At 40.3% G+C, this 16,529-nt stretch carries 19 protein-coding genes; 1 reads left to right on the top strand and 18 read right to left on the bottom strand.

Annotation, left to right across the window (positions count from 1 at the left end; all coding sequences use genetic code 11):
- Window positions 1-80 precede the first annotated feature (80 nt).
- The 10 genes from MKY62_RS09905 to MKY62_RS09860 form a co-directional block, all read right to left on the bottom strand.
- Window positions 81-254, bottom strand: a complete 174-nt coding sequence (locus tag MKY62_RS09905) for a hypothetical protein (protein ID WP_003182176.1) — start codon at window positions 252-254, stop codon at window positions 81-83.
- Between the two features lie 118 nt (window positions 255-372).
- A complete protein-coding gene (locus MKY62_RS09900) occupies window positions 373-849 on the bottom strand; it encodes a hypothetical protein (protein ID WP_003182174.1) in 477 nt (158 codons plus the stop codon).
- Window positions 850-1,009: 160 nt separating this feature from the next.
- On the bottom strand, window positions 1,010-1,585 hold the full coding sequence (locus MKY62_RS09895; RefSeq protein WP_003182172.1) for a GNAT family N-acetyltransferase: 576 nt from the start codon (window positions 1,583-1,585) through the stop codon (window positions 1,010-1,012).
- 33 nt (window positions 1,586-1,618) lie between these two features.
- Entirely contained in the window at window positions 1,619-2,098 is a 480-nt protein-coding gene (locus tag MKY62_RS09890; RefSeq protein WP_003182169.1) for a YdhH/YoaO family protein, read from the bottom strand.
- 106 nt (window positions 2,099-2,204) lie between these two features.
- Entirely contained in the window at window positions 2,205-2,801 is a 597-nt protein-coding gene (locus tag MKY62_RS09885; RefSeq protein ID WP_003182167.1) for a class I SAM-dependent methyltransferase, read from the bottom strand.
- Between the two features lie 329 nt (window positions 2,802-3,130).
- Window positions 3,131-3,421 (bottom strand): hypothetical protein, encoded by a 291-nt coding sequence (locus MKY62_RS09880; RefSeq protein ID WP_016886570.1) that lies wholly within the window; start codon window positions 3,419-3,421, stop codon window positions 3,131-3,133.
- 52 nt (window positions 3,422-3,473) lie between these two features.
- Window positions 3,474-3,716 (bottom strand): hypothetical protein, encoded by a 243-nt coding sequence (locus MKY62_RS09875; RefSeq protein WP_003182164.1) that lies wholly within the window; start codon window positions 3,714-3,716, stop codon window positions 3,474-3,476.
- A gap of 62 nt (window positions 3,717-3,778) precedes the next feature.
- Entirely contained in the window at window positions 3,779-4,756 is a 978-nt protein-coding gene (locus MKY62_RS09870; RefSeq protein ID WP_003182162.1) for an alpha/beta hydrolase family protein, read from the bottom strand.
- A 233-nt stretch (window positions 4,757-4,989) separates the two neighbouring features.
- Window positions 4,990-5,292 (bottom strand): hypothetical protein, encoded by a 303-nt coding sequence (locus MKY62_RS09865; RefSeq protein WP_003182160.1) that lies wholly within the window; start codon window positions 5,290-5,292, stop codon window positions 4,990-4,992.
- Window positions 5,293-5,935: 643 nt separating this feature from the next.
- Window positions 5,936-6,364: an HIT domain-containing protein gene (locus tag MKY62_RS09860; RefSeq protein WP_003182158.1), complete on the bottom strand. Its 429-nt coding sequence runs from the start codon at window positions 6,362-6,364 to the stop codon at window positions 5,936-5,938.
- Window positions 6,365-6,716: 352 nt separating this feature from the next.
- Here MKY62_RS09860 and MKY62_RS09855 point away from each other — a divergent pair, with 352 nt between their 5' ends.
- A complete protein-coding gene (locus MKY62_RS09855) occupies window positions 6,717-7,034 on the top strand; it encodes a hypothetical protein (RefSeq protein WP_003182156.1) in 318 nt (105 codons plus the stop codon).
- Between the two features lie 126 nt (window positions 7,035-7,160).
- On the opposite strand, the gene MKY62_RS09850 is transcribed toward MKY62_RS09855, so the two are convergent.
- The 8 genes from MKY62_RS09850 to spoVK all read right to left on the bottom strand — a co-directional run bounded on the left by MKY62_RS09850 (window position 7,161) and on the right by spoVK (window position 16,222).
- Window positions 7,161-8,597, bottom strand: a complete 1,437-nt coding sequence (locus tag MKY62_RS09850; RefSeq protein WP_003182154.1) for a DUF6179 domain-containing protein — start codon at window positions 8,595-8,597, stop codon at window positions 7,161-7,163.
- A gap of 1 nt (window position 8,598) precedes the next feature.
- On the bottom strand, window positions 8,599-9,066 hold the full coding sequence (locus MKY62_RS09845) for a DUF6323 family protein (protein ID WP_003182152.1): 468 nt from the start codon (window positions 9,064-9,066) through the stop codon (window positions 8,599-8,601).
- A gap of 1,104 nt (window positions 9,067-10,170) precedes the next feature.
- Window positions 10,171-10,374, bottom strand: coding sequence for a hypothetical protein (locus MKY62_RS09840; protein ID WP_003182148.1), 204 nt, complete (start codon window positions 10,372-10,374; stop codon window positions 10,171-10,173).
- A 331-nt stretch (window positions 10,375-10,705) separates the two neighbouring features.
- Window positions 10,706-12,040 (bottom strand): type I glutamate--ammonia ligase, encoded by a 1,335-nt coding sequence (gene glnA / locus MKY62_RS09835; protein ID WP_003182145.1) that lies wholly within the window; start codon window positions 12,038-12,040, stop codon window positions 10,706-10,708.
- Window positions 12,041-12,096: 56 nt separating this feature from the next.
- Window positions 12,097-12,504, bottom strand: a complete 408-nt coding sequence (locus MKY62_RS09830) for a MerR family transcriptional regulator (RefSeq protein ID WP_003182143.1) — start codon at window positions 12,502-12,504, stop codon at window positions 12,097-12,099.
- Window positions 12,505-12,606: 102 nt separating this feature from the next.
- A complete protein-coding gene (locus tag MKY62_RS09825) occupies window positions 12,607-13,872 on the bottom strand; it encodes an aminotransferase class I/II-fold pyridoxal phosphate-dependent enzyme (RefSeq protein ID WP_003182139.1) in 1,266 nt (421 codons plus the stop codon).
- Between the two features lie 18 nt (window positions 13,873-13,890).
- Window positions 13,891-15,153 carry a GTPase HflX gene (gene hflX, locus MKY62_RS09820; RefSeq protein WP_003182138.1) on the bottom strand — a complete coding sequence of 421 codons (1,263 nt, stop codon included), beginning with the start codon at window positions 15,151-15,153 and terminating at the stop codon, window positions 13,891-13,893.
- Window positions 15,154-15,256: 103 nt separating this feature from the next.
- The gene (gene spoVK, locus MKY62_RS09815) at window positions 15,257-16,222 is read right to left on the bottom strand and encodes a stage V sporulation protein K (RefSeq protein ID WP_003182136.1); all 966 of its coding nucleotides are present in this window, start codon (window positions 16,220-16,222) and stop codon (window positions 15,257-15,259) included.
- Between the last annotated feature and the right edge of the window lie 307 nt (window positions 16,223-16,529).

Below are 16,529 nucleotides of genomic sequence, written 5' to 3'. Positions count from 1 at the left end.
CAGGTTGGCTAACAATGGATATCACTAAAAAAACGTCTTAACAGACGTTTTTTTAGTGGATTCCAACTCAAAGGATGAGCTCAATCTTTCTGTTTGTCCTTTTCGATATGCACCCAAAGATAATAAATCACCCCGCCTGCTAAAATAAACACAATCCCCAAGTACCTTTGTTCTGAGGGAACAAAAAATTGAAATAAAAACCCTAAAATTAAAGCCGGTACCATAATCATGAAGTATTTCTTTTTATCCAACATGTAGAACACCCTTGCATTAGTTTTAGCTAAATATACGATATAGGTGCTGTTTGGTTTCAATTTTTAAAGATTCCGCTCTGATTTATGACAATATGAATCTGGAATAATGACGAAAACCTCAAAGGTCTTTTTCTTTATGCAAAATATAATGGCCGCGGGCAGGCTTTTTAATATCTGGGCGATGTTTCATTAAGCTCTTCATAAATGTCGTCATGTTTTTAATCGGAAAGCCGGTTTCTTTCTCGATTTCAGTTTTGAGCTTAATGCCTTTCAAGCCCTCTTCATAGCGGCTTAAAATGTTTATGGCAGCCTCACGCTGTATGGTTGTTTTTGATTGGAAAATAGTATGAGATGGGGTCTTGATAGGCGGATGTTTGTCAGCGGCATGCTGGGATTGTTTTAATTCCTCTGCTGCAGCGCTTGCCAAGTCGATTAATGAAGATTTTTTGTTAATTGCAGGCTCACTCTCCCGATCCAATTCACGCAGCTTCGAATAAATGCCCTCTCGTTCTTTTCGCAATTCCCGCATCACCTGGATCTCCGCATCACCTAGCTGTTCAAGTCTCAAACGCAACGCTTCTCTTTCGTTGAACATATCTCCCACATCCTAAAATTAAGATTCCATTATAGTTTATAGGACTTTTTTAACTTTAACAATTTATTTAAAAATAAATTCAAGAAAAGTTCTTTTTATGGTTAACACATATATGGAATATAAAGGATGGTTTTGTTCGTGATCCCTCTATGGGCAGCACCTACGGCATGACTGATGTTCTTGTATCAATCGGCATATCCTTCGTCCGTCTCCTCCAAATCATATGATCGTATCCCTTCCCCCAATAATCTTTCAGCACATAGTCAGGCTCGCCGAATTTCTTCTTCCATATTCTCTGGGCACCGGGATAGCCGCTGTCCAAACAAAATTCATTTACTCCCTGATTCAAAAAAGTCAAAAACATGACGTTCAACAGCAAAGTCCCGATTCCGCGTCTTTGATAATCCGGGTGGACAAATACCGTTCCTACCTCATATAAATCCTTTAAAGCTCCATCCGTACAAATGCTGATCAATTCGCTTGCAGGGCCATATTCGATAGTACCGATGATTTTATTCAGACGTTGATCTGAAGCGATAAAAAAGTGCCGGCTATTCCCCTTGCTGTCTAAATCTGCTTTCAAGTATTGCCTCTTACTTTCAATTTCACTTTCTTTATCATCGAGCAGATCGGCTATTCCCTCTTTAGCGAAGGTATCCTCGACCACAATTCTGAAAAACTGATTCAGCTCTTCAACGTCGTCAATTCGCGGCCTTCTGATCTCAATATCGTTCATTTTAAATCACTTCCCTATTCAGTGATCGTCGTTTCATTTATACCACGGAATCTTGTTTAATTTCATTGTTTCCGCGTTTTCTTCATCTCCGGTTTTCCATTCCACTTTAACTGATAATGCATGCCCGATAACATCCTCTTCAGGCATAAAATCAAAAGTCGCGATATGATCTTCCATATGGCCTCCGCCATCCATTTCCTCTCCCGTATACTCGGAAAGATCGTATTCTCCTCTGTCATCATACTTTTTGCCATCTATGTATAAGGTGATTGTTTTCACGATCGTTCTTTTCGCATCTTCTTCCGTGCCATTCCAATATAAATTCAAAAAATAATTAGGCCCGATTGACGTTTTATCCGATTTCTCAATCGAAGCATGCCACAGACCGCTTTCTCCCGTTCCTTCATACACCACTTTCTTTCCAAAGATCATTGCACTGACATATCCCCCGACGATTAAAAGCAAAATTGCGCTGATCATCAGCAGCCGCTTGAGTCTAATATTGTTTTTCATCGTTTCCCCCGCTTTCACTACATTAGTAGTAATGAGGGTGAAAAGGTTACGCAAAAAAAAGCGCCGTGAACGGCGCCTTTTTAAAATCAGATTTCCCAGGCAGTATTTATTGCTTTTGCCCAATAAATTGAATGACGTGGGACAGGCCGTTGTGCGAATCTCCTTCATGACGAACGACTTCTCCCATAAAAAAGTGGACAGTACGCCAATCTGAAAAGATTTGCAAAAATTCTTCCGGTGTATATAAAAGTTCTGGATCCTGCGGCCCGCCGCTTTTGTAAGGGATTTGGTGCGTCGAATACACTTCCGTTACGAAAAAGCCCCCGGGCTTCACGGCTTTTTTTACTCCCAGAAGCGTTTTTCGGCGCAGCTCTTCTGGAAAATGTCCAAAAATACATACAATCTCGTCCCACTGATCTTGATTCCAAGACGCTTCATTTAAATCAACAAGCTCCGTCTTTACTGATACATGACGGGTTTCAGCAAGCTTTTGCGTCTTTTTCAGTCCAGATTCGGCATAATCCCATGAAGTGACGTTCATCCCTTGTTCTGCTAAAAAAACCGCATTGCGCCCCTCGCCTTCTGCGATGGCTAAAGCATCGCCCGACAATTGAAGTTTTTTCTGCGAATCTGCCAAAAACGCATTCGGTTCAGTTCCATACACATAGTTCTCATCTTGAAAGCGCTTGTGCCAAAAGTTCATTGTTTTATTCTCCTTTTTTGGATGCTTCCATATCAATGGTGTTGTGATTCTCCGTTCATAGCCATTGATATACCCGCTTCTTTTAGAATATGCATTTCATTTTCACATCGCAGATAAGGTGTTTTTAGCCTTTAGGATAAATCAATATTTTCTTAATGGGATCTTACCAACAAAGCTTTTCAATGAAATCCTATAATGATGTTCAATATCACGTCCAAGTTTTTTGCGTGAAATTTCCATTTGTTCGGTGATGTAATCAAGGTCGAATACATTATATAATTGTTGAGTTTCCCAAATGGTCGTTAGTCGAGCCTTATAATCAAATGGTATCAATGAAATAATGGGTTCGCCCTTTTCATACTCCATTGTGTAATATCTATACTCCGTAACTTTGTTTTTTTCTTGTTCTTTTTAATCCACTCATTTAAAGAAACATAAAATTCCAATAAGGCGATATTTTCTTTAAAATATGTAATTTCATTTATTTTGATTTCAAGTTCTCCCTCTACTCTCATTGCTACTGAAGGGCCTTTTCTCATTTTCATTGGGATATCTGATTCATCAGATGTGAACTTATAATCAAATTTCACTTTTGGGATATTATGTTTAGATCGAAACAAACTGTCTCACCACTCCGCTCACTTTGGCCCAATATTCCGGATTAGCCATTTTTTACTCGCCTTTGAATGAATCCTTTTCCTTATCATTTGTTCGCAAATGAACGATAATCAAGACTACGCCTAAAATAAGCAGCAGCACAGGATAAAATAATACAGAGGATTGAAAATAAGCTGAAGCTTCATCATTGCCAGCTGCATCAGTTATAACATGAGGAATAGCAACAGATAACAACCGTAAGGTAAATAGCATGACGAGACCAAGCAAAACTGAAACAAATCCGGAAACAAAGTACATAAAAAGCCTCCTATATAATGATTTAGCATTCTGGAAATTGCCCGCTTATTAATAAATTGAAATTACTTATGAAGCTGCTTTAATTTTTTTCGGATGAAAGAAATTGTATCTAATGCCAGTTTTTTGCGACAAAGAACAATTCCGGCATGGCCGCAGTTGTAGAGATGTCTTTCGGGTTTCCCCCAGCTTTCCCACAACTTATCAGCATCCTCTAAGTGAACATATTGGTCATGCACGGCGGAAATCAGCAAAATGTTATCTTTGTTAATTTTCGGCGCAGCTTGGCTGGGATCTGTGATTTCCCAATATGTTTTTAAATCCTCATATGTCACACCGTGCTGTTCTAATTCTTCTCTTATGAATTTACCCGGGATGGTATTCCATATCGCATAAGAAAGACGATTAGCATAAAATATCGATACCACTATGTCGATTTGAGTCTCAAGGGTAGCCAGTAAATTTGTCATCCACCCGCCTAAACTGACGCCCACTATAATAACAGGGCCGTTTTTATTTGCTTTGATCCAATGAATAAGAGCCCGTAAATCGACGATAGCTTGTCTCGTCGAATCAACCGTACGATTCAAATTCGCGCTTATCATCAATTCTCCGCTGTAAAGCGAATGTTCCGGCTCTCTTTCAAAATGATATGGAAGAGAATAGTAATACAAGTTCCAGCCTAATTCGTTCATAATACGATCATGAAATATCTTTTTTATTCTGTCGTATGAATCCATTCGCCAGCCGTGCACAAAAATAACATTAGGCTGATCTATATCATTTTTATTTAAAAAAACCTCGCCTTTTAAAGCATCGTTGACAGGGTCCCCGGATGGAATTAAAGATTCATAGCTGAAATGTCCGGCCAAATGGTTTTTTCTTGATTCATAAAGCATAATGGCGACATCAGCCGCTTTTGCTTTATAAAATTCGTCTCTGTCAATCGGATTCAATGAAAAAGCGGAAAAATGTTCATCTTTACTTCTTTTTCTGTGCAAATCATATAAGGCTAAACGATCGATGATCTTTGCAAAAAACACTTTTTGCCCTCCTGATTGGTATAATGGTGTTTTTTTTTGAAGGCAGTTCTGCCAAGGCCTTTCACACAGACCATTGGCCATCTAATCGGCTGAGCCTGATGAACCCGCGAAGCTGTCTTGCAAAGGGACTGTTCGCAACACCAAATATCTAAGACAATTATGATTGCTGCGGCTTATGGGGGAGATCCCTGCTTTATTTTCACCCAGAGAACTGCATTCAAACAAGAATGCTGTTATAGTTGCTCTAAAAATGCTAATAGTTCTGAATCATTAATTTCAAAAATTATAAATTGAATATAATCTATTTTGTTCGTACCAGGGAAAAGAAAATGATTTATCGTAAATTTCGTGGCGGATTTCCCCAACATGCCGGCAATACGCAGAGCGATGTCTACATTTTCAAAATCAATATCAAAGGCTACAAACTCCTGGCATTCTTGATTCACACAGTAATTTTTAATCTTTGTATTCTTTGGGCTTGACGGGTTTGACGCGCAATTAAGAAATTTCCTTAGTTTTTCCGGATCGAAATTCATCAATAGCCCCCTTCAAAGTATAGTGGATGCAACTTTCATGTAGAGTAAAGGCCATTGCTTAAGATCCTTAACAATATGCCATACAAATTGTTAGGATTAAAGCAATTGGATACAAAACCGATGCTAATTTTTGCTTCTTTTCATCAATATGAATGAAGTTTTTTCGAGATAAAAATTTGCGAATTTCTGGTAAGAATATCAAAATAACTTGTGACAAGAAAGACAGCTTTTGCATGAGGGTAAGCGGGCTAAACGTAAACCCGAATCCTGCATTACCTCCTATCGTTGACCAATACATATAAAAATTAAGGAAAGGTATGACGAAGCAAAATATAAGTCTATATTGATTAATATAATAATCGCATTTTTCAGCATTAATGCCTTTAGAAGAAAATCTAAATCCGTAGATGAAAAGAAAAAGTGTCCCAAAACTTAATATCGGCTGCTTGATAAAATACGCGAATACAAAAGCTATTAATAACATAATTTACTCCCTTGCAACCATGATTAATAATCATGGTTACCATTATACAACAAAGGGAAGAATTTCTGAGGCCGAAATGATGAATTCAGCAAAACCCGCACTAAAACAAAAGATCAACTCATCTTTCCACTTTTAAAGTTCTGGTACGATCTTTTCTCATCATCTCCCTACAATCTTTTTCCATATCGAAAGTAAGTTACTCTTCTTAGCTGCAGTAAAGTCGGTGTTTAATTTGAATTCAAACTTTTCATTCATATGTCTCGGTATGACATGAAAATGCAGGTGTTTAATATCTTGCTGAGCAAAGTGACCGTTGTCTGAGAGTATCGTGTAGTCATCACAAATACCTGACTGAATTAATAATTGAGGAACTTTAATTAAAGAATCCATTATTTCATTAGATAGATGGGGATCGTTTATATGATCCAGTCTTTCAATATGCTTATTTGGTATGATTAATGTATGGCCATTTGTAACAGGATTTATATCAAGAAATGCTGTCACATAGTCAGTTTTATAAACCTCAAAACTTGAAATTTTCCGACTAACTATTTCACAAAATATACATTTGTCTATTTCACTATTCATACTTTGTTAAGTGTCCCTCTCTTTCCGGAGTTTTTTTCGGATGCACCGGACGGCTCTAGCCTGATTTCACCAGGACGACCATCGTAGTAGATGTATTCATCATTTTGTTCCCTTTAAAGAGGTGTTGATTATACTGCTATTTCCTTATAGAATTGAACAAATACTCAGCCTTCTTTTCACTTCCATGCATGATTCTTTCCTCAAGTGACACAACAATACCGAGAGGAATAGCTTTTGAAGTTGCAACGATTGAAAAACAGAAATTCTTATTGCACAGTAATGATCGAAATCTTTAAAGATCTGCGTTTTTTTAACTTCATTAATATCACTATAATTTTAAGGAGTCAGTTGGATGTTTATAAAATATAATGAATATGATTTACTGGAACTTTTTGAGAGCGAGCCGGTCAGTATAGCTGATGATCCAGAGGCCGGCGAATTGATTTATACTTTTAAAGATAATCAAAACTTCAAGTTAATTTTAACGCTGGATGTTTATCAACTAACTTGTAGCCTGGATATAACCTATAAAGATTTCTTAGTATTTACAGGTGTTTTTCAAAACATAACTAGCATTAAGAAAGTTGAAGATTTCATGGTTATAAGTATTGGAGAAGAAAAGAGAATAAAAGTAAAATTCACTAAGCAAATTGGAGTAGAGTTACTTTAAGCTTTTAAGTTGTATTGAAAAAACTTTCCTTAGCGGGATGAGATTGCATTTAATCGAGTGCTGTTATTTATCTTCGTCTTTCTTTAGACTCTTCTTTTTAAAAGAACTTATAATAACGTCTTTAACTTAATAAAACGAAATCTCCTCATAGTCAATATCGTTGATCAGGTGTCCAATAGTTGCAATGCGCTCATCTTCTAGTTGTTTAATAAATTTCATATAATATGTTTCCCACTCGCTCTTTGCTTCAGAGCAGTCAGCAACAATGTCAATGAAATTGAGAATTCCCCCTCTTAATTCTTCATAAAATACAATTTTCGCAAAAATGGCCAATTCAAAATTCCCAAACGTAGCAAAAAGTGCGTCATATTCGTCGTCAAACAGACACCCCGAATTTAGCAAATCCAAATAATCATGTAGTGAAACAAAATGATCGCGGATCAGCAATATTTTTTCTGCTGTGTTTTTTCGTTCCATGATGCAATCCACCAATTTCCGCAATTCAATATCACTCATGCGATCATTTTCATTTAACATTAACGCTATTGGTTTTTCTCTCTCTTCAATTTCTCTGATGATCAACATTTTGAAGCCATCAATTTCCGCAGCGTTATTTACCCTTTGAATAAATTCATTGCGATACAAATTGATATAATCAGAAATTGTTTGATCCGTCTTTAAATCCCGCTGTAACCGATCAAATGCATTGTTAATTAAGTTTGCCCTTTTATCAGCATGGCAATCACTTAACAAGCGACTTAACCTGTCATATTGAACTTCAGAAATTCTGACTTGATTGGCTTCGCCCCCGGATAGGAGTGAAAAAACAGCATTGTTTATCATTAACTCAAAAATATTAAAAAGTTCTATGCGATAATTAAAATGACATATTCTTCCAAAGTTTGCCAAGACATACATTAAATCGTGATGGTTAAAAAAGTGACAGAATCTCGTTTCTATCAGCAGTCGCTCTAAATACTGTTTAATATAAAAAACACCTTGCAGTTCCATGTTGTCAATGGCTAAAGGATAGTCAATGCTCGCCATGGTATTTTGAGCTTCAAAAATAACATTATAATGATTCATAAATACAGGTAACGATTCGTCAATGGTTAAAGTATAAGCATCAACAGGCACATCTAATTTTATTTTTTTTACGTCTTGATATAATTGTTTAGCTTCTTCAAAATAACAGTGAAGTAATGCGACACCTTTTGTATATATATTTTTTATACTATCAGAATGTAAATGTACTATAAACTCTTCAGGTTTCTCAAAATGGAGAGCATAAGCATCTATTGCATACATGAGGGAAACCATAATCCCTTCCGCCGTTTCCGTTGTCACCGACATACTTTCCCCTTTGGTATACTGGCCTATCAATCGTTGCAGAATTTGCATAATCTCTACCTGTATCTTGTATGCTTTCTCGCTGGTAATAACTCCAACACTTTGGCCTTCTTTTAGAAGCGACAACATATATTGGCTTTGCTTTAACTTTGATTTATCAATCGTAAAATTTGAAACCAAATCATAGCGATTTAAAGTGTTTTCTTTGTCCATGTTATTCATCACCTTTATATAAAGACTCACTTCTCATCGTATCTCTTCTGAAACTCTCCGCGAGTTCCTCCATTTTACTTCTTAATATCTCTAAAGACCCGGCAGAAGGCCCGTTAAAACACTCCATCATCTGATGAATCAGTTTCATGTCCCCTATCTTATCTTCTGTTTCATTTCTGAGATAATAAAAAATCTCCTGAAGCTCGATTAACGTTTCGACATAATTATCCTCATCCATATAGGGTGAAGCAGCAAACACCTCAATTAATTCCTTTAGTACTTCAATCCCCAGTTCTATACGTCCATGATCATGAAGCACTTTATTTCTATAAACGATTAACATTTTTATATCGCTGGGTGTTAAGATCAGGCCATGCTCTTTTGTTTTTTCATTTAATTCAAGTAGCTCCATCATAGGTTTTGATTGTGGGGATAATTGAATGGAATTCAAAAAACGAGATAAGTTCATAAACCTCTCTTCCTTTCAAAAGCATCTTTTTTTAAAAAAACATTGACTTTTTATAACTTGTGTGTTATGATAAAATAAGTTGTTTTTTATTTACAATCAATAATTTATTCTATTTACTTACATATGTCAATAGTTGTTTTTCAGCGGTATTGTTTCTTTCCCTCTTAAATCAGCTCTTTATTCCTCAAGACCAATTCAACTCAACAGATTTCTTTCAAAATTTTTATCTACGTATACTTCATTCTGTTAAAATTGTTGTATTACTTAACTTTTCTAATTTTTTTAATCTTTTGTCTTAGACCCGTAAATACCACCAGTAGACGGTCCCGCCGCTTTCTGGCCGTATAGCCGTCAATACCTTGCTCTCAGAACAGCCAACGTTTCCTGGACCTGACGTACAGTCTCTCCTTTCACTTAATTCACTTGTCACCTTAAAGTACAGCAGCGAGTTGGATGATTTCTTTCCATTTGTACTGACTTTTTTCAAACTAAAAAGGCTGCAGCTTGCAACCTCATTTTGTTAGCCTTTTTTGTTGCATAGTCTCTTTCTGTTATGGCTATAAAAGGTTTCCATTTCATTTTCGACAACAAAAGCAATAAAGACATTTCAATAAGGAACTCTATACTAGAGAGTAAGTGAATACCAGTGTTCATAGTGAGAACTTCGAAGGAAATATAATGTCCGCGTTGAAAATAAACGGTTTTGTTCTTCAGTAAAAGAATGAAATAGACCTGAAGAAATCAAATCTATAAGAGTTAAAATGAAATAAAGATGCTTATTTCATCGACATCTCAATCCTAAATGTGGTAAAATTGATGACAATGTTAACCATAAAAAGGAGAATTATGCGTATATGAGTATTATTATTTTGGCATCCATGCTTTTATGGGGTGCATTAATTTATGAACTAAGTAAATCTTCAAAAAAGCAAAACAACCGAAAAATTGTATCTTTGATATCTTTGGGCTCTTTATCAACTTTAGTTATTACTATTTCGCTTTTTCAAAACCTCCCGTTTTAAAAATTGTTTATAACTATATCGATCGTATATGTCGTCGGTGTGGTATGGTTATAAAAAAAATCCTTCTTGCAAGAAGGATTTTTTATTCATTATTCTCTTCTTTATTATCTAATTCTGGAAAGTTCTCAATTATCGATCGAATATCTTCGACAAATTCTTTCTCTGTATATTGATCACCCGCGTGTTTTAGATTATCCAGTTTTCCGCAAATAATCTTCAGGATTCCCTTTGCGTGCTCTTCTTTAAGGCCGTTTACTTTGTTTATATTCCTATCCAATTCAAGCATTCAAATATTTCCTCCCTCAGCTTATTGTTCACCCTAATATAACATGTCCACCCCACCTAGTATTTAGTTCATTAGGTCACTTTTGCCGCGGCATTCCAAGCTGACCACGCTTTTCACGTGGTATTGCTCTTGAAATACAGGTGCTGACATCAAATATATCAGTAAATAGCGACCAAAATAGAATGAAAGATTACGAGGCAATTATGGAGTTAGATTATAACTTCACATTTTTTTGGTCATAATTTGGTCAAAGACCAAAAAGAAGACCCCTTACATTCTTTTGACCAAAATTCAAAACCCCTGACACCGCTGGTGCCAAGGGATTCCTAGATTAATACTGAGACATATACTGCTCGCGCTCCCAAGGATGGACTTGTGTGCGGAACATATCCCATTCGATTTCTTTTGCTTCGACGAAGTGTTCGAATAGATGGTCGCCGAGGGCTTTGACCATGACTTCGTTTGATTTGAATTCTTCGAGAGCGTCTGCGAGTGTCGCAGGAAGGTCGACGATTCCGTTTTCGAGGCGCTCTTCTTTTGTCATGACATAGATGTTGCGGTCGATCGGAGCCGGTGCTTCCAGCTTGTTTTTGATGCCGTCAAGTCCTGCTGCAAGAAGTACGCTCAAGGCAAGGTACGGGTTCGCAGAAGGGTCTACGCTTCTGACTTCTACGCGCGTGCTGATGCCGCGGGAAGCCGGGATGCGGATTAACGGGCTTCTGTTTTGCGCGCTCCATGCCACATAGCAAGGTGCTTCATAGCCTGGAACAAGGCGCTTGTAAGAGTTGACAGTCGGGTTTGTCACAGCTGTAAAGCTTGTTGCGTGCTTGACGATGCCGGCGATGAATTGCTTTGCCGTTTCACTCAGCTGAAGATCGGCGTCTTTGTCAAAGAAGGCGTTGGCGCCGTTTCGGAAGAGTGATAGATTGCAGTGCATGCCTGATCCGTTTACGCCGAACAACGGTTTTGGCATGAATGTTGCGTGCAGGCCGTGTTTGCGCGCGATTGTTTTAACAACGAGCTTGAACGTTTGGATGTCATCGCAAGCGCGGATGGCTCCGGCGTATTTGAAGTCGATTTCGTGCTGTCCAGGTGCAACTTCGTGGTGAGACGCTTCGATTTCAAAGCCCATTTCTTCGAGCTCAAGTACGATGTCGCGGCGGCAGTTTTCGCCAAGATCAGTCGGCGCAAGGTCGAAATATCCGCCTTTGTCGTTCAGTTCAAGCGTAGGCTCGCCTTTTTCGTCTAGCTTGAACAGGAAGAATTCCGGCTCTGGTCCAAGATTGAAATCTGAGAAGCCCATGTCTTCCATTTCTTTCAAAATGCGTTTTAAGTTGTTGCGCGGATCACCTTCAAACGGCGTGCCGTCCGGATTATAAATATCGCAGATGAAGCGGGCTACTTTACCTTTTTCGGCGGTCCATGGGAAAATCACAAATGTATCTAAGTCAGGGTATAAGTACATATCGGATTCTTCAATGCGGACGAATCCCTCGATTGAAGAGCCGTCGAACATGACTTTATTATCAAGTGCTTTTTCCAGCTGGCTCACAGGAATTTCAACGTTTTTAATCGTTCCAAGAATGTCTGTAAACTGAAGGCGAATATATTTTACATTCTCCTCATTTACTAGTTTAACAATGTCGTCTCTTGTATACTTTGCCATTCGTAAAACTCCTCCTCTAAAAGGTAAATGTATATAGCAATGCAGTTGCTAACAAATTAATGAAAAAACCTGGACATGTCTCCCTGGCGGAATGTCGTCCCTCTTTGGAAACGGCCTGCTTGGATGAGCTCGTTTTTCAGCAGTTTTCTCAGTTCTTCATCCGACAAGTTGTGCTTCTCTGCTTTTTTCGGCTTGTCTTGTTTGTCTTCTTTTTGTTCGTTTTCTGTTTTGGCGAAAATTTGTTTGATCCCCGCCATGTTTACACCTTGTTCGATCAAATCTTTAATTTCGAGCAGCTTATCTACATCATGGAATGAAAATAAACGTCTGTTCCCTTCGCTTCTTGCAGGAAATACCAGTCCATTTTCCTCATAATACCGAATTTGCCTTGCGGACAGTTCAGTCAGCTGCATGACGATACCTATCGGAAATAAGGGCATTGAGCGGCGAATTTTATCACTCATCTCAATTTCCTCCTTTTCTTATATAAATTTATTATATGTGATGTTATATAATGTGTCAACTCGATGTAAGGATTCTTTACATGAAAATATTCTTTATTTTCTTTACATTAATCCCTGCTTCATGAGCGCATCCACAGCACTGCATATCGCATTTTTCACATGGGAGTAGGTTAATCCGCCTTGGACATACGCCACATAAGGCGGTCTTATAGGGCCATCCGCTGATAATTCAATGCTTGCTCCCTGTACGAAAGTGCCTGCAGCCATAATGACATCGTCTTCATAGCCCGGCATATAGCTCGGATACGGCGTCACATGGGCATTGATCGGAGAAGCGTACTGAATCGCCTGGCAAAACGCGATCATCTGCTCCGGGGTGGAAAATTCGACAGACTGGATCAAATCGGTCCGCTTGCTGCCCCATGAAGGATTCGTCCTAAAGCCGAGCTTTTCGAGGAATCGGGCTGTGAACACTGCTCCTTTTAATGCCTGGGAGACGACATGCGGCGCAAGGAAAAAGCCCTGATACATCTCCTGGAGCGTGTACAACGATGCACCGGCTTCACTGCCAATTCCCGGTGAAGTCATTCTGTAGGAGCAGGCTTTCACCCATTTTTCCTTGCCGGTGATATAGCCGCCTGTTTTGGCGAGGCCGCCTCCCGGGTTTTTAATAAGCGAGCCTGCCATGAGATCCGCTCCAACATGGCACGGCTCACGCTCTTCTACAAATTCGCCGTAGCAGTTGTCGACGAAAACGATGATGTTTTCGTTTATTTCTTTAACAAAGCGAATCATCTTCTCAATCTCATCAATTGTAAAAGACGGACGGTCTGCGTATCCTTTTGAGCGCTGGATTCCGACGACCTTTGTCTGCGGCGTGATGGAAGCTGCCACCCGGTCAAAATCAACGGCTCCCTCTTCTGTCAGCTCGACATGGCTGTATCCGATCTGGAAATCCTTCAAAGACCCCGAGTTTTCCTCGCCCCTGACGCCGACGATCTCTTCGAGGGTATCGTACGGTTTGCCAGTGATGTAAAGAAGTTCTTCCCCCGGGCGGAGAACGCCGAATAAAGCGATTGATATTGCATGGGTTCCCGAGATGATCTGCGGTCTGACAAGGGCCGCTTCACCGCCGAAGACGTCGGCATAGATTTTTTCCAGCGTATCGCGGCCGATGTCATCGTAGCCGTAGCCTGTCGATGGTGTGAAATGCGTGTCCGATACTTTGTGCTTTCTGTAGCTTTCGAGCACCCTCCACTCATTTCGTTCACTGATTTCATCAATTGTTTTGTGGATCTGTGCGATGTCGGTTTCAGCCTCCACCGCCGTTTTCTTTAGTAGATCTCCGTGTTTTAATGTCTCAAACATGTTTTGCAGTATCCTTTCCTACATATACTTCTTCAGCTCTCCCAAAATGTTTTGGTCAGGGAGAATATATCCTTCCACTTCATATGCTTCGCGATCTTCGTCAAAAACGGTGCTGTTCGTCATTGTCTCAGACTTGATTCTCGACAACAGCCTTCCTTCTGAAGCGGGAATTCTCACGTCATACGGAACGAGCAGCTCCTTTTTCAGATAGTCTTCAACCGCCTGCTTAAACAGCGGCAAGTCTCCGTCTATTTTGGCGCTCGTCATGATATGCCCTCTCCCTGAAGAAGGGATGAAATCAGGCCGCTTCCGGTCTCTTTTGTTATAGACGGTTAAAACAGGAATATCGTCTGCTTCAAGTTCCTCAAGAAGGCGCTTGACCGTCTCCTCATGGCCCTCGTAGTCTTCGTGAGAAGAATCGATCATATGAAGAATCAGATCGGCTTCTTTCACCTCTTCGAGCGTCGATCTGAAAGCCGCGATCAAAGTTGTCGGCAGATCCTGAATAAACCCGACTGTATCCGAGAGCAGCACGCTGTATCCGCTCGGGAGCATCATTTTGCGGGTCATCGGGTCAAGTGTGGCGAACAAAAGGTTTTCTTCATAGCTGTCGGCGTCTGTAAGCCTGTTAAACCATGTCGATTTCCCTGCATTGGTGTAGCCGACAAGCGCGATTTGCAGTACACCGTTTTTCTTTCTTCTTTCTCTGTATCTGCTTCTGTGGCGAATGACGGTAGACAGCTGAACATTGATTTCATGAATCCGGTTTCTGATATGGCGCCGGTCGGTTTCAAGCTTTGTCTCCCCTGGACCTCTTGTTCCGATTCCTCCGCCTTGCCTTGACAGGTTGATTCCCTGGCCGCTTAACCGCGGGAGGGCGTATTGCAGCTGTGCCAGCTCAATTTGCAGCTTTCCTTCCCTTGTCCTCGCGCGTTTGGCGAAAATATCAAGGATCAACTGCGTCCGGTCGATGATTTTCACGTCAAGCGTTGTGACAAGCGCTTTCAGCTGACTCGGCGACAATTCATCATTAAAAATTAAAACATCGGGCGACAGCTCTTCACAGAGCACCGCCAATTCATCTACTTTTCCTTTTCCGATATATGTAGCAGCATCCACACGGTTCCGCTTCTGCGTGACCGTGGAAACAACCGTTCCGTCGGCCGTTTTCGTCAGCGCGGCGAGCTCTTCCATCGAGTATGAAAAACGCTCATCAGACACGTGCGGAAGCTGGCATCCGACTAATATGGCTTTCTCTTTCATGACTTCCTGTTCGTTCAAGTGATCATGTTCCTTTCTTAACGTTAGTCAATAAGCAGTACTATCATAACAAACGAAGGGAGCGGTTGCCAGAAATCCTCGAAAATAAAAAAAGAACGCGCCATTATACGTGCGGCGCGTCTTCCTTCAAGTCGAGATCCTGGCTTTTGATGGTTATCAAGTCATTCTTTAAGTAGCAGTCTCCCATCAGCAGTCTCATCGCCTGCGACCGGATGGATTTTTCGATCAGGTTGCGGACGAAACGGCCATTGCTGAACTTCGCGGGGCTGACCGTACTTTTGACGGCCATCAGATGGTCTTTCAGCTTCCATTCAGCCTCAGGGCTGAACTGATATTCCCTTTCCGCCATCATCCGTTTTGCAATGTCCATCAGCTGGCTGACTGAGTAATCGGGAAAATCGATGCTGATCGGAAACCTTGACTGAAGGCCCGGGTTTAATGAAAGAAAATGATCCATTTCCCGCGAATATCCGGCGAGGATTAAAATGAATTCGTTGCGCTTATCCTCCATATGTTTGACCAATGTATCGATTGCCTCCTTGCCGAAGTCTTTCTCTCCGCCTCTGGCAAGGGAATAGGCTTCATCGATGAACAGGATTCCGCCCATCGCTTTTTTGATTAAATCCCTCGTTTTTTGCGCCGTATGGCCGATGTACTCACCGACGAGATCGGCGCGCTCCGCCTCGATCAGATGGCCTTTTGAGAGAACATTCATTTCGTAAAAAAGCCTGCCGATCAGCCTGGCGACGGTCGTTTTTCCGGTTCCCGGATTTCCTTTGAACATCATGTGAAGCGCCTGTTTTCCGGCCTTAAGGCCTTGTTCTTCGCGCTTTTTATTAACGAAAATCCAGGCGTAGATTTCCTTGATATTGCGCTTCATTTCCTCCATTCCGACCAGCGTGTTCATTTCCCTTTCAATTTCTTTCAGAATGCTGTGTTTGGCTTCATTTTTTTGCAGTGCGGCCTGATATTCGGCTTCAGCCTCTGAATTGGCCAAAACCTGCTTTTGACCGTTCAATATGATATTGATTTGTCCGTTGTTTTTATAAGTAACAGCCCTTTCCAACACACTCACCTCACCATTCTCTCTTTATATCCTATTCATGGCGCGCTTATGCCGTGACAGACGCCCACATGACTGCACAATCCAATGCTTTTTGACAAGAACGGGGCAGGTCTTGTTGAAACCTGCGCTTTCCCGAGAAATACTTTATTTTTTATTGTATTCAGGTAAGCTGTGCGGACAAACCAATTTTTTCATCCTGTTTGGTAAATGCTTAACAGGTTGACATGGCAAATCGGGAGAAAGTGGTGATTGATGAGGTCCTTCGGGGAATGGAGCCAATCTGTCTGAAGATGTGCTGCAGGCGCTGCTC

Origin of the sequence: Bacillus sp. FSL R7-0646, from assembly GCF_037969865.1 — a bacterium.
In the GTDB taxonomy this organism is placed as follows: domain Bacteria; phylum Bacillota; class Bacilli; order Bacillales; family Bacillaceae; genus Bacillus; species Bacillus licheniformis.
This window is presented reverse-complemented; position numbering and strand designations above follow the sequence as displayed.